The 19,869-nt window shown below is 70.2% G+C and carries 16 protein-coding genes; 6 read left to right on the top strand and 10 right to left on the bottom strand.

The genetic code is table 11. The features are described from left to right. Positions 1–101: 101 nt before the first annotated feature. Both DN069_RS09580 and DN069_RS09575 read right to left on the bottom strand, forming a co-directional pair. On the bottom strand, positions 102–1,112 hold the full coding sequence (locus tag DN069_RS09580; RefSeq protein WP_111500453.1) for a ParB/RepB/Spo0J family partition protein: 1,011 nt from the start codon (positions 1,110–1,112) through the stop codon (positions 102–104). Next, on the bottom strand, positions 1,109–2,158 hold the full coding sequence (locus DN069_RS09575; RefSeq protein ID WP_243639041.1) for a ParA family protein: 1,050 nt from the start codon (positions 2,156–2,158) through the stop codon (positions 1,109–1,111). Before DN069_RS09575 ends, DN069_RS09580 begins: the two co-directional genes overlap by 4 nt. Before the next feature lie 2,054 nt (positions 2,159–4,212). Between DN069_RS09575 and DN069_RS09570 the strand changes: the two genes are divergently transcribed. The 4 genes from DN069_RS09570 (at position 4,213) to DN069_RS09555 (ending at position 7,229) form a co-directional block, all read left to right on the top strand. Next, entirely contained in the window at positions 4,213–4,779 is a 567-nt protein-coding gene (locus DN069_RS09570) for a hypothetical protein (RefSeq protein WP_111500451.1), read from the top strand. A gap of 113 nt (positions 4,780–4,892) precedes the next feature. Beyond that, positions 4,893–5,135 carry a hypothetical protein gene (locus DN069_RS09565; RefSeq protein WP_111500450.1) on the top strand — a complete coding sequence of 81 codons (243 nt, stop codon included), beginning with the start codon at positions 4,893–4,895 and terminating at the stop codon, positions 5,133–5,135. Between the two features lie 274 nt (positions 5,136–5,409). Continuing rightward, positions 5,410–6,630: a glycoside hydrolase family 16 protein gene (locus DN069_RS42585; protein ID WP_111500449.1), complete on the top strand. Its 1,221-nt coding sequence runs from the start codon at positions 5,410–5,412 to the stop codon at positions 6,628–6,630. Positions 6,631–6,791: 161 nt separating this feature from the next. Further along, positions 6,792–7,229, top strand: a complete 438-nt coding sequence (locus DN069_RS09555) for a hypothetical protein (RefSeq protein ID WP_111500448.1) — start codon at positions 6,792–6,794, stop codon at positions 7,227–7,229. Positions 7,230–7,392: 163 nt separating this feature from the next. Here DN069_RS09555 and DN069_RS09550 read toward each other — a convergent pair whose 3' ends face one another. The 6 genes from DN069_RS09550 to DN069_RS09525 form a co-directional block, all read right to left on the bottom strand. Continuing rightward, positions 7,393–8,766 (bottom strand): UDP-glucose dehydrogenase family protein, encoded by a 1,374-nt coding sequence (locus tag DN069_RS09550; protein WP_111500447.1) that lies wholly within the window; start codon positions 8,764–8,766, stop codon positions 7,393–7,395. Positions 8,767–8,799: 33 nt separating this feature from the next. Beyond that, positions 8,800–9,804, bottom strand: a complete 1,005-nt coding sequence (locus DN069_RS09545) for a GDP-L-fucose synthase family protein (RefSeq protein ID WP_111500446.1) — start codon at positions 9,802–9,804, stop codon at positions 8,800–8,802. After that, on the bottom strand, positions 9,804–11,240 hold the full coding sequence (locus tag DN069_RS09540) for a tyrosine-protein kinase domain-containing protein (protein WP_111500445.1): 1,437 nt from the start codon (positions 11,238–11,240) through the stop codon (positions 9,804–9,806). Before DN069_RS09540 ends, DN069_RS09545 begins: the two co-directional genes overlap by 1 nt. Before the next feature lie 166 nt (positions 11,241–11,406). After that, positions 11,407–12,225 (bottom strand): class I SAM-dependent methyltransferase, encoded by an 819-nt coding sequence (locus DN069_RS09535; protein WP_111500444.1) that lies wholly within the window; start codon positions 12,223–12,225, stop codon positions 11,407–11,409. Continuing rightward, entirely contained in the window at positions 12,222–12,449 is a 228-nt protein-coding gene (locus DN069_RS40870) for a hypothetical protein (RefSeq protein ID WP_133259868.1), read from the bottom strand. Before DN069_RS40870 ends, DN069_RS09535 begins: the two co-directional genes overlap by 4 nt. Before the next feature lie 348 nt (positions 12,450–12,797). Continuing rightward, positions 12,798–14,279, bottom strand: coding sequence for an ANTAR domain-containing protein (locus DN069_RS09525; protein WP_111500442.1), 1,482 nt, complete (start codon positions 14,277–14,279; stop codon positions 12,798–12,800). An 881-nt stretch (positions 14,280–15,160) separates the two neighbouring features. Here DN069_RS09525 and DN069_RS09520 point away from each other — a divergent pair. Then, positions 15,161–15,868: a DUF2637 domain-containing protein gene (locus DN069_RS09520; RefSeq protein WP_165845447.1), complete on the top strand. Its 708-nt coding sequence runs from the start codon at positions 15,161–15,163 to the stop codon at positions 15,866–15,868. A 724-nt stretch (positions 15,869–16,592) separates the two neighbouring features. Here the strand turns inward: DN069_RS09520 and DN069_RS09515 are convergent. Further along, complete coding sequence (locus tag DN069_RS09515) at positions 16,593–17,813, bottom strand: glycosyltransferase family 4 protein (protein ID WP_111500440.1); 1,221 nt, start codon at positions 17,811–17,813, stop codon at positions 16,593–16,595. A 66-nt stretch (positions 17,814–17,879) separates the two neighbouring features. After that, positions 17,880–18,851, bottom strand: a complete 972-nt coding sequence (locus DN069_RS09510; protein ID WP_111500439.1) for an NAD-dependent epimerase/dehydratase family protein — start codon at positions 18,849–18,851, stop codon at positions 17,880–17,882. A 401-nt stretch (positions 18,852–19,252) separates the two neighbouring features. Here DN069_RS09510 and DN069_RS09505 point away from each other — a divergent pair, with 401 nt between their 5' ends. Next, a complete protein-coding gene (locus DN069_RS09505; RefSeq protein WP_133259867.1) occupies positions 19,253–19,849 on the top strand; it encodes a hypothetical protein in 597 nt (198 codons plus the stop codon). The last annotated feature ends 20 nt before the right edge of the window (positions 19,850–19,869 follow it).

Below are 19,869 nucleotides of genomic sequence, written 5' to 3'. Positions count from 1 at the left end.
GCTTCCGGGGCCGCAACCGGGCGCGAAGCGCGAAGGGCGCTGATTCCCGGAAGTCCCCATTTCGTTGCCGGGCGAACAACGGCCGGACCCAGCCGACCGGTTCACGCTTCTCCCAGGGTGCCGGGGAAGTCCTGGAGGATGGCGAGCAGCCGCGCGACGACGACGAGCAACTCCTGCTTGGAGTAGGCCGAAGCGATGAGGTCGGCGATCTCCGACGGAGGCCGTCGACCCAGCACCCCAGCGTGAACGGCGTTAACGGCGTTAAGGCTCCGCTCGGCGTCCGGTTCTCGATGAGCGTCGCCGTTGTGCCGGCCCGGTTCTGCTTGCGCGGGTTCGGGCAAGGTGGCGGTCGGGGACTCGGCGTCTGCATCGGGCTGTTTCCGATGCCTGCGGACCTTGCGCGCACCGGAGCGGAGGTCCCGTTCGGCCGCCTGCGCCTGGTCGGTCCTGGGCAGGCGTCCGATGCGGCGCGCGGCCTCGACGTTGAGGCCGCCGGCTTGCACCAGATCCTGGAGTTCGGGGGTGAGTTGGAGCAGCGCGAGGCGTTGGGAGACCCAGGCGGGTGTTTTGCCGAGGCGCCTGGCCACCGCGCTCTGGGAGCCGTGAGCGCGCACCAGTTCCTCGATGGCCTTCGCCTGGTCCAGCGGCGGCACGTCCATGCGGTGGATGTTCGCCACGAGGGCGCTCTCCAGGATGTCGGCCGCACTGGCCGCCAGGTCGTCGTTGACGTCGACACGCAGATCCGCCAGCCCGGCGTGGCCGGCCGCGGCCAGTCGGCGGTTGCCGTCGATGACGACATAGTCCGCCGCGCCCAGCTGCTCCTCCTGGCCGGGATGGGCCTGGAGGAACGCCGCGCGCCCCACGACCGTCACGGGCTGCACCTGCCCCCGGACCCGTAGCGAGTCCGCGACCTCCTCCACCCCGGTCAACTGGTCGCGCGGGTTGAACGGGTTGTGCGCCAGACGGGAGAGCTCCACCCGCTGCGGCGCGGTCCTGCGCACCCCCTTGATGATCTCCTGGCGTGTCCTGACCGGCCGCGGCCCGGGGTCCCTGGCCTGGCCGTGCTCGTCGATCTCGAACCCTCGGGTCACACGCTTCGGGGCGGGGGTCAAAGCGCCAGCTCCCTGGCCAGATCCCGCATGGCACAGGCGTGGTCGCTCTCGGGTGCGTACTCGAGCAGCGGAATCTCCCCGTCGGCCGCCTCGCGGCCGTGCTTCAGGTCGCCGATCACGGCCATGACCGGCGGGGCCGTGCTCTTCTCCCACTGAGCGCGGTTCTCCTGGACGAGCTTGCCGCGTCGGCTGTCGTAGGCGTTGATGACGAGTCCGAGGTAGTCGACCTCGATCCTGCCCTTGCGGCACAGGTCGTCCTTCTGGGCCTTGAGGAGGCGCACCGCGCGGTGCGAGGCGCGGTTGGCCCACACCGGGCTCAGGACGCCGGACCGGTCGGCCAACTCACCGGCCCGACGCCGGACGTAGTAGAGCGCCGTGTCCATGTTGAGGCCGAGACTGGGCGGCCCGTCGAGGATGATGACGTCGTAGTCGTCCTCGAGCGGTTCCAGCGCCCGCTCCAGAGCCGCCTCGCTGAAGGACACCTTGGACAGGGCGATGTCCCGCAGGAACGCGTCGTCGGATGCGGGCAGCAGGTGGAGCCGTCCACCGAAGCGCCCGTGGTCGAGCGCCACCAGCAGCTCGTGGATGTCCTGCCGCGCCGTGCCGTCCATGTGCATCATGAGGGTCTCGGTGTCGTCCTCGTAGATCAGGTCCTCGAAACCCAGCTCGGCCGTGAGATGGCCCTGCGGGTCGTAGTCGATCAGGAGGACCCGTCGTCCTTCCTCGGCCAGGGCCTGTGCGATTCCCGAGGCGAGGAACGTCTTGCCCACGCCACCTTTCTGATTGGCGATCATCAGGCGTGCGACCGGCTGGGGAGCGGGTTCCAGGGTGGGGAGCGGGTTGTTCTCCAGCCACAGGCTCAGGGCCTGTGCGAGTCCCTGAGCCTCCGTCACCCCTCGCCTGCCGCAGGAGGCCTTGAACGCTTCGGGGATTCCGACGGAAAGGCTGACCGCCCAGGCGAGCGCGCCCGTCGTCGGAACGGTCGGGGAGTGGTGACAGGTCTGCCAGTGGGTCAGCGCCTCCTCCGCCGCTTCGTGGACGTTCATTCGATGGGCAAAGGCACGTACTTTGAATTCTCTGCGCAGGGGCGCGGCCAGTGTTGAGACCAGTTGCTCGCGGCCGTTCTCGAGGGGCTGTGTTGCCATGGCAGCGAGAGTACTCACGCCCCGCGCCCTGCTATGCGTGCGATCTTCCTGTGGAAATGGCCGACTGACGCCGCGTCGGTTGCCGAACACGCCTTGGCTTCGGCGTGTGCGGCTCCAGGCCGGGGAGATTCGCCGAGCGCGTTGGGGATTTTGACGAGCGGCCTCGTCCAATTTCAGTGAGCATCCGCGGGGCCGGCCGCGTTCCGTGACGCCGACTGCGGGCCAAAATTCTCTTCTCTGCCACGGGTAGACGCCCTGATCGAGGCTGGTTCGGCGTCACCAGCCGGAATCGGCACGGGTTTTGTCGGCTGAATCCGAGCGCTGGAGGGGCTGATGAAAGCGGGTACGCTGCGGCGTGATCGGGATCGAAGGCAGCCCCCGTGACCTGGTCAGGATCACGGGGGCTCTCGATCCGATTCGGACCCGACCGAACATCCTGTCGTCACCAGGAGTCGATGAAATGAAGGGTACCTCTACCCGCCCCCGGTGCAACGGCCCACGGTCGATGCGTCGTTCGGTGGCGCGCTCGCGCCACATTCGATTCCGCTCCCTCCCCGGCGGCGCGAGCCGGACAATCCGGCCGACGCCGTCCTTCTGCGACGGAGGGACAGCGATGGTTTAGCCGACAGCGGGCCTTCCTGCTCCAGGAGCCCGGCGTTCGAAAGCTGAACGGCGCCACACCGTTCGCTCTCTCGAACCACTTGTCTCGTTCCCGGGACCGCCACAGTCCCCGACCGAGGATCGGACGCCGTCGGTGCCGACCGACGGCGCACTGGTCGAACTCAAGGATTCCGCTGAATCCACAGCCGTAGCGGCTGCACTTTTGCGCCCTCTCCAGGACACGGTGCCATTTTGCAATACCTTCATGCCTGTTGTCAGTTCCGCCTGCCGCCGACGTGGCGCTGGGCGCCTCCGGATCCGCCGGTCGCCTTTCGTACGTGCAAGGGCGTTCGTGCAGGCATCCGGCTCGCGGGCCGCCCTCGACACCGACCTCCGGCTCCCTTGAATGTGATGTGGATCACATTTCTTCGGGGTGGGGAAGTCGGAGTCCCCAGCAGGGGAATCTTGTCCGCGCGGGCCCGGTCGACGTGCTGAGCGGGGACGAACCGGCGGGCACCGTCGAATCGCCGGAACCCCTTGCGGTGCCAGAAGCAGGTCAATGGCTCGTCACGACCCGGAGCCGGCTGGCCCGGAGCGGCTACGGCTGGCTGCAGGCGGTGTGCTGGGTCGCCGAGAGCGGGTGCCACCGGCCCGTCCGGCGGCACGGTCCACGCTTCGGCGCGACCACCCTCCGCGTCGCTCGGCTGCTCTCCACGCTGTCCCCGTGCCGGCCGGGAGTGGCCTATCTGGCCCGGAAGCTGGAGCTGAGCGAGCGGTCCGTCCAGTATCACCTGGGGATGCTCAGGGAGGCCGGACTGCTGGCCTATCTCGTCAGGGGTTCTCGCGCGCCGGGCCGCGTCGCGCTGGCGTCGGAGTTCGCCCTGGTGATCCCCCCGCAGTTCGACGTCGCGCTGGGCGTGTGCACGACCGGGGAGGGCGTACGGCGCCGGGCCGTCGGAATCGCCGACGACGGCCGGGACCGGATGGCCGCACTGGGCCTCCTCGCGGCGGCGCGGTCGGGTGCCTCGTCGCCGCGGCGACGAGGCACCGGAGGAGGTTCCCCGGGTCCGCGCCGGTGCCCGACGGCCTTGGTCAACTCCGCTGGCAGAAGTCGTTGTTGCACCCCAATGGAGAGTGTTTCCGGTGGTGGTCCTGCGACCGTTGCTTCCTGCTTTCCCCCTGATGGGCGGACACCCACGCGAGACACCCGGACTGCCCACGCAGCGTCTGCACACGGATCCGCCGAACCCGACACACCCGCCCGACGCCCATCCGGTCCGCTGGCCCGGCGTTTCCGGCTGGCCAAGGAGCTGATCGAGCAGGTCCCCTGGCTGGGCAGGGCGGCGCTGCCCAGAGTGGCCTGGGTCGCGCGGGAGGTGGCCGACGCGGGCTGGCATGCCGTCGAAGTCGTGGCCTGGCTGAGCCTGTCGGAACCACCGGCCCGGGTGCGCAGGCCCAGCGCCTTCCTGGCCCACCGGCTCAAGGGCGCCCACCTGGTCGCGGTGACACCCGCCCAGCGCGCCAACCTCGTCGAGGCATGGCGCGACCGACACGTCGACCCGGCACGGAGCCGGCAGGAGTGGGAGGGTCCCTGGCAGCCGCCGACCGATCCGGCGGTGCGGTCGGCCTTCGCGCGCGCCATGGCCGCGCCCTTGCCCACGGTGCGCAGCGCGCACGCGGCCGGGCCGGACGGCGCTGTCGGCGGACGTGACGACGACTGCGGCCCGACCCGGGACGAGATCGCCCAGCTGCGCGCGGCGGCCCTCCAAGACCCCTCCCTGGTCCGCGCGGCGCTGGAAACCTGCGGTGCGGAATTCGCCGCAAGGGTCTACACCCCCCGGCTCGTCGACCTCGTGCGCCGGGCCCAGCACGGCCCACCCGGCCGCGCACGGCTGCGCCTGCACGCCGTGAACGGCGGCTGAGGGGACGCAGGAGAGCCGACCGCCGGGGAATTTCACCGGTCGCCGCGAAACAGATGATGGAAGGAAGCCCGAACGGCTCGCACACGCCTGCAGCGCACGGTCGTTGGCGAGACATGGTGATCAATCCCAACCCGCCGATCCCCACCGACCTGTCCAGGTATCCCGTCTGCCGACTCGGCTCGTGGGTGCTGGTGCCGGACCGGTGGAACACCGACGGCGAGAAGCGCGCAGGCTATCTCTGGGACGGGAGCGGACGCGTCACGCTGGCCTACTCCTGCGACCTCCTGGTCGAGTTCGTGCAAGCCCTGCACCGCGTCGAGGACAACGGCGGGAGTGCCCGGGCGGTCGCCGTGTGAGCGGGGCACTGCCTCGGAGCCCACCGGAAAATCCCAGTGCGGTGGGGAAGTTCGGTGAGCAAGGCGACAGCCGGGTGTCGGCCGAACGGTGCCCGGGTCGGCCGACACCTACCCTGGCGTTGCCCAGATTCCGTGAGCGCCCGTTCCTTCCAGCGCAGTTCGCCGTCCTCGCAGCTGATGCGGCCTCCTGCGCCCCGTGTTACGGATGGGACAGGCGCGCCCACGGCGCGGTCGGGGGCCTGACGATTCCCTGGGGACATGTGAGGCCCGAGCCATGAAGCAAGTCTTCGGCCGCAGCCGCGGCCGCGATGAGGAACCGGACAGCACGACCTCGATACCCACGTCGGCCGACCTCCGCAGCGCCGCTCGTCGGGCGGCCGGACGATGGCCCGGAGGCCACCGGAACCGGCTGGTCGGCTATCTCGTCCTGCCCGCCGGCGGGCTGTTGGCGGTGGGCCTCTGGGCGAGCGGACTGCTCGGAACCACCGGACCCACCGTCACCGAGATCGAACTCGGCCCCGCCTACGCGACCGCGAACGTGCCCGTCCAGGCGACCCTGGAACTGCGGTCCAGCTCCTGTTTCACGCCGCAGCGTGTGGTGGTCGCGGTCAGGGACGCGAAGGGCGACAACCTCGACTTCCCCGGGACCGACAACCCGCGGGTGTGTCCCTCTGGTTACTCCCTCACCACCGGCACACGAGCCTTCGCCGCCGGCACCTACACCGTGTTCGGCGCGTACGAGGTCGCCGACGCCTGGATCAACCTGCCCTCCGCGACCATGGTGGTCGGGGCCGCGCCCACCACCGGCCCCACCACGGGCAAGAGCCTGGCGTGGTCGGAGGAGTTCGGCTCGGCCCTGTCGCCCGCCAAGTGGAACAGCTCCACGACGTCGTCCTACCGGTACGCGAACCACAACCCCGACGACAACAAGCTCGACTGGCTGTTGCCGTCCGACGTCGCGGTCGGCGGCGGGGCCGTCACCTTCACCGCCCAGCCGAGCAGTCACGTCCTGGAGAACGGCCTGCGCGCCTGGACGACAGGTCTGCTCACCACGGAGGGCACCTCCCAGGGCTTCCAGGTCAGAACCGGCGACTACATCGAGACCCGGGTGAAACTGCCCACCGCGGTGGGCGCGTGGCCGGCGCTGTGGACCTGGCGGGACGGGAACAACGAGATCGACTCCTTCGAGTACCACCCGGACAACCCGAACCTGCTGGAGTTCACCAACCATGTGAACCCGGCCCACGACTACTACACGGACTCGAGCGCGATAAGGCCGGGGCAGTGGGTGACCATCGGCACCTCCTACGGTGCCGACTCGGTCCAGTGGTACGTCAACGGCCGCATGGTGTACCAGGACGGGACGGGTGTCGGCGCCGGCTGGTCCGCCTACCTCATCCTCAACTTGTCGGTCTCCGCGGGCGAATACCACCCCTCGCCGACGAGCACCGCACCCTTCTCCTTCGCCGCGGACTACGTGCGCGTCTACCGTTAGTGGCCGGCTTGGTTCTTGGGCTGCACGAGGGAACCTCATGCCCTGTTCGGCCCCATTGCCGCCCCCCGGGGTGTGGGCCATGGAGGCCGATCGTACAGATGTGGCTGCTCGATGGCCCCTGCACCGACGGGGCCAGCAACGCCACGCCAAGGAGTAGTCACATGGTTTCCTCGAAGTGCGGGCGGCTACTGGCCGCAGCGGGCCTTCCGGCCGCGGCTCTCGGCCTCACGCTGGCGGCCGGAGGCGCGGCGAGCGCCGCCCCCATCGCCCTGCCCGCCACACACGTCGTCAACATCACCGCGGACGCGTCGTGCGACGGGCACTCCGTCGTCTCCACGCAGGCGCACACCCAGGGGCAGCACAGCCTGCCCGGGGCCATGCCCGCGGTCGACACCATCCGTCCGGTCTTCATCACGCCGGAGAAGGGTCCGCAGACCCGGCCGGAGCACCCCATTCCTCAGCACGGCATGACCGACCCGCTCGAGGCGGAGAAGCACGACAGTGTCAAGATCCACGTGTTCCACCAGGTCGTGCTCCTGAAGATCGAGACGACCGAGTTCACCATCACGGTGCACCGGGGCTCCGAGCGGGGCCACTGATCGCGCGGATGCCGGCCGCCTGAGGCCCGGACAGGGAACGGCTCCACGTCGAAGAGTGGTCATGGTCGTGGCCCGTGTTCCGAGGGAACTGTCCGGACCCACGTCGTCGGGGCCCGCCAGGAGCAACCTGCGGGCCCCGACGACGCGCGAGGCGCTGCGCCGATCATCGGTTCCGTGTCAGATGGCCGTCCGGCCCGACCGCCTGCCCCGGGAACGGCGGCCGGCCCAGGCAGTCGTAGGTCCACCCCGCACGCCGCCAGCGCCCGGCATCCAGAGCGCCCCTGGCATCGATCACGTAGGGCCTCGCCACCCGGGGCATCAGCTGTTCCGGCGCCGCCCGCCGGTACTGCGGCCAGTCGGTGAGGTGGAGGAGCAGGTCCGCCTCGACGGTGCTCTCGGTGAGGTCCTCGCAGAAGGTCAGATGCGGGTGCGACTTGCGTGCCTTGTCCAGAGCCATCGGATCGTGCACGACGACCCGGGCGCCCTTGCGGAACAGGGAGTGGGCGACGGCCAGAGCGGGCGAGTCCCGCACGTCGTCCGTCATGGGTTTGAACGCGGCACCCCAGATGGCGATGCGCTTGCCGTCCAGGTTTCCGCCGCAGCGCTGACGGGCGAGCCACACGACCCGGCTTCGGCGACGAGTGTTCACCGCGTCCACCTCGCGCAGGAAGGCGAGCGACTGTCCGGTGCCCAGTGAGGCGGCGGCCGCCATGAACCCGTGGATGTCCTTGGGCAGGCACCCGCCGCCGAAGCCCAGCCCCGGCCACATTCCACCGGCGCCGATGCGTTCGTCGTGCGCGAGCGCCTCGGTGAGTTGGTAGACGTCGGCGTTGGCGGCCTCGCACAATTCGGCCATGGCGTTGATGAACGAGATCTTCGTGGCCAGGAAGGCGTTGGCCGCGCACTTCACCAGCTCGGAGGTCGCGAGATCGGTGGTCAGGAACGGCGCGCCCTTGCGCAGGATGGGCCGGTACACCTGACGGAGCATCGCCTCGTCGACGGCGGCGTCCTCGCTGTCCAGTCCGACGACGATGCGGTCGGGATACAGGGTGTCGTGGATCGCGGTGGACTCGCGCAGAAACTCCGGGTTCCACGCCAGATGCGTCTCGGGCCCGGCCGAGCTGATGCGCTTGAGGTAGCCGGCCATCCGGGCGGCGGTGCCGACCGGAACGGTGGACCTGCCCACGACCAACGACGGCTGGCGCAGGTGCGGCGACAACTGCCGGACAGCGGACAGCAGGTGGGAGACGTCCGTCGCGTTGCCGCGGTCGGCCCGCGGGGTGCCGAGGGTGAGGAAGTGGACCTCGCCGAAGCTGCCCGCCTGGGCGTACGAGGTGGTGAAGCGGAGCTTTCCGGAGCACGTGTGCCGGACCAGCAGTTCGTCCAACTCCGCTTCGAAGAAGGGCGCCTTGCCTCGGTTGAGCAGGTGCACGCGCTCCGGGTCGGTGTCGACGCCGAGGACGTCGTGACCCAGTTCGGCCATGCAGGCGGCGTGAGTGGCCCCGAGGTGGCCACAGCCGATGACGGTGAGCCTCACTGATGAGGACCTTTCGAAGAGACGGACGGATCGTCAGCTACCGCGGACGGTGCCTGCGGCAAAGCCCGGGGAGAACCACGCGTACGTGCGCGCCAGCCCTTCCCCCAAGGACACCTGCGGCTTCCAGCCGAGGGCGGTGATCCGGGAGACGTCCAGACGCCCGCCCGGCGAACCGTCGGGCTGATCCGCGTCCCACACGACCGCGCCCCGGTAATCCACGGTCGCCGCGACCATCGAGGCCAGCTCCTTGATCGTCACGTCCTCGCCCGTGCCCACGTTGATCGGACTCGGGTCGTCGTACCGCTCCAGCAGCAGCAGGCAGGCCCGGGCGAGGTCGTCGACGTGCAACAACTCGCGTCGAGGGGTGCCGGTGCCCCAGTTGCGCACGATCTGCTGGCCCGACAGCCGGGCTCGGTGGTAGCGGCGCATCAGCGCGGGTACGACCCTCGCCTGCTCCGGATGGAAGTTGTCGTGCGGGCCGTACAGGTTGCAGGGCACGGCGGTGATCCACCGGAGTCCGAGCTGCCGGCGCACGGCCAGCACATGCTCGATCCCCGCGATCTTGGCCACGGCGTTGGCGCTGTCCGCCGGCTCCAACGCGCCGGTGAAAAGGGCTTCTTCGCCGATCGGTTGGGCGGCGTCCTGCGGGTACACGCACTTCGAACCGAGGAAGAGCAGTCGGCCGACCCCCGACTGCGCCGCGGCGTCCAGGACGTTCACCTGGATGCGCAGGTTGTCGGAGAGAAGGCTGAGCGGTCTGGTCGTGACGGCCTTGATCCCGCCCGTACGGGCAGCGGTGAGGATCACCGCCTCCGGATGGTGCGTGCAGAACCAGTCGAAGACGGCCTGACGGTTGCGCAGGTCGAGTTGCCGCGAGTCCGGGCGCAGCAGGTCGCTGAACCCCTCCCGCCGCAGCTGGTCGCAGATCGCCCTGCCGACCATCCCGCCGGCACCCGCGACGAAGATCCGAGTGGATCGTGGGAGCCCTGCGCGGGCGGCAGGGTCCGGGGCGGCGAGCAGAGAAGGGGGTGCAGTCATCACGGCAGTGCGCTCTCAGTCGTGGGGAAGGGGGCGATGGCGTGCGGCGTCGGTCCGCATGGACGGGCCAGCAGCTGCAACACGGGGCGGTACCGGCGCGGGGCGGGCACCCTGGCCAAGGTCGGTCGGCGGCACCGGTACGACCCCGCATCGCCGCGCCCCGAGGACCCGTTCAGCACCGTTCCGGTCAGCGCGGTTCCCGTGTGCTGCAGGGCGCGCACGGATCGGGCCAGTTCGCGCCGGGTGGTCCGGTGTGCCCGGACGACCAGAAGGTAGCCGTCCACGGCCGGCGCCAGGACGGTGGCGTCCGCCACCGGGAGCAGAGGTGCGGTGTCGACCAGCACATGGTCGAAGCGCTCGGCGAGGTCCAGCAGCGTGCGCCGCATGGCCTCGGTCCCGAGCAACTCGGTGGGGTTGGACGGGAGAGGCCCGCTGGCGAGCACGGTGAAGGTGTCCAGGTGCTGCAGGACGTCGTCGAGCCCGGCCTGCCCGAGCAGGGCCGTGGACAACCCCGCGCTGCGCGTCAGACCGAGCGTGTCGGCGACCCGCGCACGACGCAGATCGGCGTCGACCAGGCAGACACGGGCGCCGGTCTCGGCCAGGGCGGCCGCCAGGTTCACGGCGGTGCTGGTCTTTCCCTCCCCGGGCAGAGCGCTGGTGACCGCAAGCACCTTCGCGCCCCGATCGGACGGGACGAAGCGCAGGTTGGTCCGGACTCTGCGGTAGCCCTCCGCCCGCGGGCCGTGCGGGTCGGCGAGCACGGCGACAGAACGCCGCGCCACGCGGCCGTCCTTCGGAATGGTGCCGAGCAGGGGCGGGCCGCCGATGAGATCCAGCTCCACGGCGAGCGCGTCGGCCGTGCGCAGGACGCTGTCGGCGCCGTCCATGAACAGCGCGAGCACGAGGCCCGCCACGAGCCCGGCCAGGAGGCCGATCGTCAGGTCCAGCAGCAGGGTCGGCAGATGCGGTGCCGACGGTACGGAGGCCGGGATCGCGACCGTCGGTCTCACCGGCGCGGAACCGCCACCGGCTGGACGATCGAGCCTCTCGACGATCACGGCCAGGCGCTGCGCCACCGCATTGGCGATGCGCGTCGCGGCGGCCGGAACCGGGTCGTCCGCGGAGATGCGCACCAGGGCGGTGCCGGGTGGTGCGTCCGCGCTGATGCGGCGGGCCAGCTGACCCGGAGTCAGCGGCAGCCCCAACTCGTGGACGACCGGGGCGGTGACCTGAGGACTGGCGGCGATGGCGGCGTACGACGGCGCCCGGGACCCGGAGGCTGCCGGGGGCGGCGGCACGAATAGGGTTGCGGTCGCTTTGTATTGCGGAGTTTCCGCATGTCCACCGAGATACCCGACCACGGCGCCGAGCAGCAGCACGGCGGCTACGATGCGCCAACGCCGGGCCAACAGCATGATGTAGTCGCGCAAGTCCACAAATGGCCGTCCCTCGAGACTGGGGGTGAGTCAGCTGTCAAGATAGGTCGTCCGGAGCACCGGACCGCGCCTGTCACACCCATTTGCAGCACACGTCGGACGGAATTAGCTCGCCCTCTGGGTAAATTGGACGAGCACTTCCCCGTATTTGCCGGCGCCGGGCTGATCAATTCATGTCGTGCCCGGCGCGCAGGTCGACGGCCAAGATAGTGAAAGCCGACGGCGCAAAGCCCCGCAGCGTCGTGGAGCGCACCATCCGGGGAAACACGCTGTGGTATCTGACGTCGACGTAGCGGAACCGCTTCTGCAGAAAGGCCGCCAGGTACTCGGCGGTCAGCCCCGACGGCGGCCCTGCGTATTCGGGGTGCGGGGGAAGGTCGCATCCCGCATACGCAGGGCCCAGGCAACCGGCCCAGGGAGGCCGGGCCACCAGGTTGCCGCCCTTTCCGATCTGCCGCGGAATGCCGAGCCCCTTGCCAATGACCAGGCCGAACTTCCTTCGCGCGGACTGCGGGGGAGGCACGTGCGTGCACAGCAGTGAGCCGCCCGGCCGGAGCCTGGAGATGAGCAGCCGGACGGTGAACAGGTAGTCGGGATCGAGCGGAAGCGCCGAAACGCAGACGGCGGCGCCGAGCGGCCGGCCGGTGGCGAAGTCACGGTGATCCGCATCGTGGATCACGCGCACCCGTGGATTGTGCCGGAAACGATGCCGCAGGATCGCCGCACCTGGATCGCTGGCGGTGACGGCCTCGACCTCGCAGCCGGCGGCCACGAGATGGTCCGTCAGCCTGCCACGACCTGCCCCGAGTTCCATGGCCAGGCAGGATCCGGTGCGGTCCAGGACGTCGGTCACCAGCTCGTGGGCCCCGGCGACGACCGCGTCGCGCAGGCTCTGCCCACGCAGCCACAGGACGTCCTCGCCCGCGACAGGGGGGATGCCGAGCGGCAGCGGACGCAGGCGCGTCCGCGGATCCGTGCGGGTCATCGCCCGGCGGCGGAGCGGGCCCGAGGCACGGTCGGGCGGGAGCGTTCGGGAATCCCACCGGCCACCGGTCCGGGCAACACTTCCGGCGTGCGCCCGCCGCTCGCCGCGAAAATCTGCAGCCTGGCCAAGGGGTCCCCTTCGAGCTGATAGGTGGTCATGCGCTGCGCTGCCATGAGGACAGCGATCCGCAGCCATTCCTCGTGGCACTGCTCGATTTCGCTCATGATCGCCCGATCGCCTTCTGAAGAACTCGCCCACATGCGCAGTCTTTCGAGTGTGCGGGCCTGCTCCGTGGCTGCCGACACCTGTTCGCGAGTCATTCCCACGGCCTGCTGCCGGGTTGATTCACGAACCGAGGCCGAAATAGTCAAGGCCCCGATTCCTCTCATGCGGTCCGTGGACGGATCAAAATTGTTTCCGGCTGCTGGATCGTAGCACGGGGGCACGACGCGCCAAGAGCGGCCGCGCCCCCGGACGGGCGAGGATTTTCGTTTAGCGGAATTCAGGTGAATATAAGCGTGCCCGAGCTCCGCCGACGTGCGCCGAGCGCGCTTTCGCGCGCCTGGAACGGCTCAGGAACTCAGGGGCCAACTGACTTCGGCGCCGTGCCGCGCCCCGAGGACGAGCTCGGAGGTGCCCGTCCCGTTGACGATGTCGCGCGCCAGGGCCGCGAGCCCCAGCCGATGGGTGCGGGCCCAGTCGCTCAACACGTTGAAGGCTTCCTCGACGCTGATGCCCCGGTGTGCGGCCAGGAGTCCCTTGGCCTGGGCGATGGCCGTCCAGGCCTGCTGGTCCGACCAGCGTCTGGCGACCTCGGGATCCTCCGTCCGCAGCCTGCGGGCCTCTGCGGCTGCCGCCGCCGAGAGGGGAACGTAGCCGCTGCGCCGGCACAGCGTGCCCTGTGGGCGTGGCGGCCTCACCTGTCGTTCGAGCGTGATCGGCTCGGTCGGTCCGCTGACGGTGCGCCGGGAACCCCGCGGAGCGAGGACTTGTCGGGCGATGACAGCCCCACTGGTGGCGGCGATCGAGACCTGGGCCTCCCCGAGACGCCAGCGGACCTCCACGGCCGCGCCCGCCAGATCGGGGGCGACGGTGTAGGTGTTTCCGCGGAACGGGACCAGCCCTCGCGGTGCCACCGTTCGCATCGCGCAGATCTGCGCCGGGTAGGGCGTGTCCGGCAGCGGCAGCAGCGAGGGCGCCCTCTCGGCGCCGCGCGGCTGTGCGGTTTGGGCCCGCCTGGTGTCCAGGCGCCGGCCCAGCTGATCGAACCGCTCCTGCGCCGCCCGTAGCGGGCAGGTCGAGCTGATGGTGCGCCAGGCGCACATGATCTGGCGCAGATCCTCCTCGGACAGGCCGCCGCCGCGTTCGCCGCGCGGCGGAGCGGTCTCGACCGAGGCCCCGTAGTACTCGGCGGCCGACGCGAGTTCGCGCAGGTTCCGGCCGGCGGTCCTGGTGTCGGCGACCACGGAAGGGTCGAGGATCCAACGGGCTCCTGTCCCGCCCAGGCGCCGCAGCACCTCGTCGATCGCCTCCACCATGTAGGCGAAGCCGTCGCTTTCCGTAAGGACGGAACGCCAGCGCCCCGATGTGCCGAGCCTGCCGACGGCGAGGTAGGCGCACTTGCCGAACCCCCAGTGCAGGGGCGGATCCAGCAGTCGGAGCACGGTGAGGTACACGCTCTCCGTGGTCCGGGGCTCCGCGGACTGGGTCGCAGCGCCGGCCCGGCGGTTGCACGTCGGACACAGGGGCCGCAGGTCGTGCTTGCGCAGCGCCCGGGTGAAGGTCGAGTAGCCACCCGTGTAGCCGAGTTCGACGATCTCCTCGTACAGATCGCTGGCCGGGAGGTGGGCCGCGTCCGTCAGCCGCTGTGTGCAGTAGGGGGCGAAGCGCTGGAAGGAGTCCTCGGGGGCGCGCCTGACGCCGGGCTTGCGGCGTCCGGTGAGATACGACCTCACCGTTTTGCGATCTCGGGACAGGTGTCGGGCGATGGCGGACACCGACCAGCCCTGGCTCTGCAGCACGCGAGCCTCGTTGTATTCCTCACGGGTCAACATTGCATGGCTCCTCGCAAGCTTGCCGATACCCTTCGCGCGTTTGGAACTGCGTTTCCCCTTCCGCGGCGATGTGTCCGAGACGTTAACACGAAGGCGCACAGATCGCTTTTGAAGAAAGGTTTCTCTGGAATCTTATGAAGGTAACAGAGGGGCAAAAAGTTCTGGCGCCTTTCTTCGCCTCCCCTGGGTAATTCCACCGAGCGCACACGCGTTGATCAAGATCGTCGCTGTCCTGTGCTGTGGCTTTGGTCGGTTTGTCTAGTCATGTCATGGGTAGTTTCGTCGAGCACGACCAGTTTCGGTCGCAGAGCGTCGCGCAGCCTCGGCCGATGTTCTGGCAGGTCTGCTCTGACCTGGCACTTCGTGCCGCGTGTCGCCGAGCTTCGACGGCCTCGGGAGGGTCATGGGAAAGGTCGCGGACGCGCGGTTGAGGTCGGCCGGACGGAGAGCGAGTGTGCACCACAGCCGGGTATGGGTCGCTCGAAAACCAATGCGAATAATGCGCGCTTAGCGGCTGGTGAGCGGTCCGGCGTTCGAACGGGCCGGCGCGCCTAATCCTGGCCCTTCGTGGAGTTGTTCTTGGCCGTCCCGGCTCGCTGATTATCCCCGGGGGATGGCCGATTTGGTCGAGCCGCAAACCGGTTGCATATTGAATGTCACCCTTGGGGGGCGCATCCGTCGGAGATCGAAGGTCGTTTCCTCCGATGTGAATTCAGTGTGCGGAGCGCCGACGCCGGAGAAACTCCCTGCTTCAGCCGTATTGCCGTGCCGTTCGCGGTGCAGTAAAGAAGAAGGGCGGTCGCCGGAAGGTATTTCCCGCTCGGGCCGGGGCGGACCGACCCCGTCGAAGCCGCTGCGACGTCGTGGATCAGGGGTGCCCGGTGTACCGGCCGGTCGCTGACCCCCTCGGTCCGTTCACCGGGCCGCTGACGGGTTTCGAGGCCTCGGCCGACGGCTGGCCGTCCGCCGAGGACACCCTCGTCGAGCACTGGTGGAGCGACGCTCTGTCGGCGTGCCGGTCCGACGAGGGCCTGCGTTCGCGTGACGGGGCCGAGGCCCAGGGCGGCGCCCCATCCACGTCCCGGCGCAACGGTGGGACGATCCCTGAGGAGCCTTCCCGCCGTTCTCACCGCAGGCAGGCCAAGCGCCCGAACCGGCCGACCGTGGTGTGCTCGCTCATCGAAGGTGCCACCGCGCTGATCGCAACCGCGGTGTGCGCCCTCGGGTATCTGCTGTCCTACGGCCCGTTGCACCACCTCGCGGAACCGCGGGTGCCGCAGAGTCTCGCCCAGCCCTGGCCCGTCGTGATCTACGGCCCGTGGCTCGCCGCCTGTCTGTCCCTGCTGCGGGCGGCGCTGGACGGGCGCCGCGTCGTGCATTCCTGGTGCGTGGTGGTCGCGTTCTCGTCGGTCGCAACCGTGTTGTGCATCGCGGACGTTCCGCGCACCACGGTCGACACGGTCGTCGCCGGCCTTCCGCCGATCACCGCGGCGGTGGCCCTGCACCAACTCGTGCGCCAGCTCCGCATGAGTCGGGGGCAGCGCCGTCAGGCGTCGCGGGCGCGCCGGCACCGCGGGCGAAGGGGCTGAGCGGGGGACCCCGCCCACCGGCGGTGCCGCAGCCGCTCGGGCGGCCCGGAGAGCATCAATGGAGAGGAGAACACGCAATGACCTGGACGGAGTTCGGAGAAGGCCCCGTCAGCCTGGTGGGAGGCCTCGCAACGTGGGAGACCACGCGACTCGATCCCGTGGAGTCGCTGGCCGTGGCGGTGTCGCCGGTGGATCCGCAGGGATCCACGCCCCTCTTCGATCAGTTGGCCCGGCTGTGGCACTCGCACGGGCGCCAGGTCCCTGGCGAGCCGGATCCCGAGTGGCATGCGTTGGTCTCCCGCGGCCCGGGACGCCGGAGGCGTCCCTCGGATCCGCGATGGTCTTCCTCGGCCTGGTGGCAGCCATCGCCGTAGCCGTGATGCCGAATCGATTTTCCCGGCCGTGGCGTGCCCGTCCTGAAAATGCGTATGTCACTATTCGGAGGGCGGTCAGACCTCGGCATATGCCGAAAACATAGTCATAGTCCTGGGTTCGTCCGGTTGGCGGACCGGTTTGGCCTGTCGCGTCCAGGTGAGTCTGCCCCAAGGGCGGCACCCTGATTCCGACTCCTTGCGCGGCTTCGGACGAGTCGGGCGATGGGCGCCGCAAATTCTGCAAATCTGACCTGCGCCAGGCGATTGTCGTATGACATGTCCGCTGTGCCGTGGGGGAGCCGGTACGGGTCCCGTTCGTCAGGACCGCGCGAAGGGCACGCGTCGCCGCGTCACCCTGTGCCTCGCTCCGTCTGCAGCGCCACGCGGCGCTGTGCCGCCTGCCGGTAGACGCGCAGGGTGAGCTCGGCCCAGCGTGCTTCGGAGAACTCCGCCTGGTACGCGTGACGGCAGTGCTCGCGCAGCGAGGGGCGTCGGTGTCGGACCGAGTCGAGGATCGGGCCGAGGCGTTCGCCGCGCCCCACCACCGCGCCGGTCTCGTGCAGGCGCACCGCGTAGGCCACGGACGATCCGGCCCAGGCCACGACCGGAAGGCCGGCCGCCAGCGCTTCGGGATAGACGAGCGGAGCCGACTCGAAGCCCCGGCTCGGGAAGACGAGACCAGTCCACCAGGGCATCCGCCGGCGCACCTCCTCCCGATCGAGCGTCCCCACGAAGCGCACCGAGGGCGGGGCGGCGCGACGGCACTCCCGAGCCAGGTCGCCGTCCCCGACGACGTCGAGCGGCTCCGTCGTGGGCCAGCGGCGCAGCATGTCCACCACGCCCTTCTCGCGGCTCAGGCGTCCCACGTAGGCCCAGCGGCCGACGCCGTCGGTCGGCGCGCCGGCGGACGGAGGTTGCGGGACGAAGTGGGGCAGCAGCGCCAGCCTCTCCACCGGGAGCCCCGCCTTGCGGTACAGGTCCCAGCTGAGTTGGGAGGGGACCGCGATCCGGTCGGCGCGGCTGAGCAAAGGGTCCCTGGCGGCCCCGCGCCGGGCGGCCAGGGCCAGCGGGACCGTGGCCACCGCTGACTGGCGAAAGCAGCGGTGACGGACGCCCGTCCAGGGCGAGCCGTCCAGGCACCGCGTGCACACCTGTCCGTCGCGGAACAGTGTGGCGGCCGCGCACATCGGCCGGTAGTTGTGGACGGTGGCGATCAACGGCCCGGCCCAGCGGCGCAGCCAGCCGCGCGCGAAGGCGGGGAAGAGGTTGTGCACATGGACGACATGGGGCTGCAACTGCCGCAACTCCTGGTCCGGACACCGGCCGAGGCCGAGGGCGAGCTCCGCACCGGTACGCGCCGCACGGAGGAGCCCGCGCGGGCGGTCGTCCGTGCTCGCGCCCACGATCGACACCTCGCAGCCGATCCGCCGGAGGGCGGCGGCCTGGTCGCGCACCGCCTCATCCTCGCCACGGGGGTGCGCCGGGCTGCCGAAACCGTGCACCAGCGCGATGCGCAGGGGGAGGTCGGGCCGACCACGGCGCCTCGCGTCCGGCGAGCTCTTGACCTGCATCAGGGCCTCACGATAAGGGGATTGGGGGAAGAGGGTGCCCGCGACCCGGCCGCCGCGGCGGGGTCGTCAGCCGGAGCCCGCCGGCTCCGGCGCGATGGTGGGCGGCAGCGCCCTGTCGACCCTGAGCTGTTGCCGGAACCAGTTGACGGTCAGGCCCAACCCGATATCGAGCGGCGTTCTCGGCTCCCACCGCAGGACGCGCCGAGCGGCCGTGATGTCCGGGCACTGCCGCTCCGGGTCCTCCCGGCGTCGTGGGACGAGCCTGATCGGGGCGGGCGAACCGGCCAGACGTGCGATTCGGTGAGCCAGCTGCCGCATGGACAGCTCATGCGGACTGCCCAGGTTCAGGGGGCCGGACGCGTCGCTGTCCATCATGGCCAGCAGTCCGTCCACGATGTCCGCGACGTAGCACGGAGAGCGGGACTGCGTGCCCCTGCCGGTCACCGTGATGGGCTGCCGCAGGAGCGCCTGCCGGACGAACGTCGGGATCGCGCGCCCGTCGTCGAGCCGCATGCGCGGTCCGAAGGCGTGGAAGACGCGCACGATCTTCGCGTCCACGTCACGCCGCTGCCGGTAGGCCGTCGTCAGCGCCTCCGCGTAACGCTTGGCCTCGTCGTAGACGGAGCTCGGCCCCACCGGGTTCACGTTTCCCCAGTAGCCCTCCGGCTGCGGGTGGACCTGGGGGTTGCCGTACGACGCGGAGGCGGAGACCAGGAGGTACCGTGCCCGGTGCTGCTCCGCCAGTTCCAGTGTGTTCCAGGTGCCCAGGGCGCCGGTGCGGAGGGTCTCCAGCGGCATGGCCAGGTAGTCCCGCGGCGAAGCCGGCGACGCCAGGTGGTACACGGCGTCCACGGTTCCGCTGACCCGCACCGGCCGGGTCACATCCCAGCGCAGTAGGCGGAAGTCAGGGCGCTGGGTCAGGTGCTGGACGTTGGACCAGACGGAGGTGGAGAAGTTGTCCACGCACACGACCCGGCATCCCCGCGCAAGGAGACGCTCACACAGATGGGAGCCGATGAAGCCGGCCCCTCCCGTCACTACTGCGCGCAATGGCAATCCTCTCGGGCGGACTCACGCGGACCGCTCAAACATGTCGTCGGGACAAGTGTCTCGGGTCCGGCGAGCCGAAGGGCTGCACATGGGGCCAACACGCCGACCAGGCCAGTTCATTGAGCGTTGCACTGAGTGGGGAACTCGGCCGAGTGTCGTCGCGACCGGGGATCCGCCCGACGACGGCCGACCGAGTGCTTCGAGCCCCCGTGGCTGAGCCGTTCGGAGGATTCGAGGTCCGCACAGGTGGGAGCGGTGCCCGGGCTCCGTACAGATGGTGCCGTGCGGTGCGTTGACCCGCCCGTGCGCCGAGGAGTTCGAATCCGCGAGTCGGAGGAGTGGGGAAGATGGTTGCGTGGCCGAAGCTGGCGAGGAGAGCAGGGATCGTCGTGGCTGCGACGGGACTGTCGTGCCTGGGCGCGGTGACCGGCGCCTCCGCGGCAGATGCGGAGGCCTATCCGCCCGGCGGCGGGCCGTTCGTCGTGAGCACCACCTTGGTGATCTCCGGCGGGCGGCTCACCTTCACCGCGACGCTTCCGTTCGGGGAGCCCATCGTGGTCGAACTGGCCCTGCCGACCCTGCCGGCGCTCCCCGGTCCGTCGCCGTCCGGGAGCCCGCATGCCGATGTGCCGAAGCGCCACGACCGGCCGCCGCAGACACTGGCCACGCTCGTCCCGGACGCCCACGGCCATGTCTGCGGATCGGTGACCATCCCGGCTGGAACGGCCCCTGGCGACCACCTGCTCATGCTGGCCACGACCAAGAGCCACCACGTCCTGGCGGCCACCCCGCTCCAGGTCCTGTCGAGTGCCTCCGGTGGTACCGCGTCTGCGCGGGTAGGAGTGGAGGACACCGCTCAACCACCCGTCCAGACGCGCCAGGCCCAGCAGTTCACCAGGCCGTTGCTGGCCGCCGGGGCGATGACGGTCGGCACCGGTCTGGGAGGGTGGGCCCTGCGCCGCAGGCGCCCGCGCCACGACGACTGACCAACGGGCGGGCCCAAGGC

Origin of the sequence: Streptacidiphilus pinicola, assembly GCF_003258295.1 — a bacterium.
GTDB classification, from domain to species: domain Bacteria; phylum Actinomycetota; class Actinomycetes; order Streptomycetales; family Streptomycetaceae; genus Streptacidiphilus; species Streptacidiphilus pinicola.
Note: the sequence above shows the minus strand (reverse complement) of the source record. Positions and strands in the feature narration are given on the sequence as shown.

What these genes read in the sequence shown, in the direction of transcription:
- DN069_RS09575 (WP_243639041.1), bottom strand. Translation starts at nt 2,158, where the DNA reads ATGAACGTCCACGAAGCGGCGGAGGAGGCGCTGACCCACTGGCAGACC.
- DN069_RS09565 (WP_111500450.1), top strand. Translation starts at nt 4,893, where the DNA reads ATGGTGATCAATCCCAACCCGCCGATCCCCACCGACCTGTCCAGGTAT.
- DN069_RS42585 (WP_111500449.1), top strand. Translation starts at nt 5,410, where the DNA reads ATGAAGCAAGTCTTCGGCCGCAGCCGCGGCCGCGATGAGGAACCGGAC.
- DN069_RS09555 (WP_111500448.1), top strand. Translation starts at nt 6,792, where the DNA reads ATGGTTTCCTCGAAGTGCGGGCGGCTACTGGCCGCAGCGGGCCTTCCG.
- DN069_RS09545 (WP_111500446.1), bottom strand. Translation starts at nt 9,804, where the DNA reads ATGACTGCACCCCCTTCTCTGCTCGCCGCCCCGGACCCTGCCGCCCGC.
- DN069_RS09535 (WP_111500444.1), bottom strand. Translation starts at nt 12,225, where the DNA reads ATGACCCGCACGGATCCGCGGACGCGCCTGCGTCCGCTGCCGCTCGGC.
- DN069_RS40870 (WP_133259868.1), bottom strand. Translation starts at nt 12,449, where the DNA reads ATGAGCGAAATCGAGCAGTGCCACGAGGAATGGCTGCGGATCGCTGTC.
- DN069_RS09525 (WP_111500442.1), bottom strand. Translation starts at nt 14,279, where the DNA reads ATGTTGACCCGTGAGGAATACAACGAGGCTCGCGTGCTGCAGAGCCAG.
- DN069_RS09515 (WP_111500440.1), bottom strand. Translation starts at nt 17,813, where the DNA reads ATGCAGGTCAAGAGCTCGCCGGACGCGAGGCGCCGTGGTCGGCCCGAC.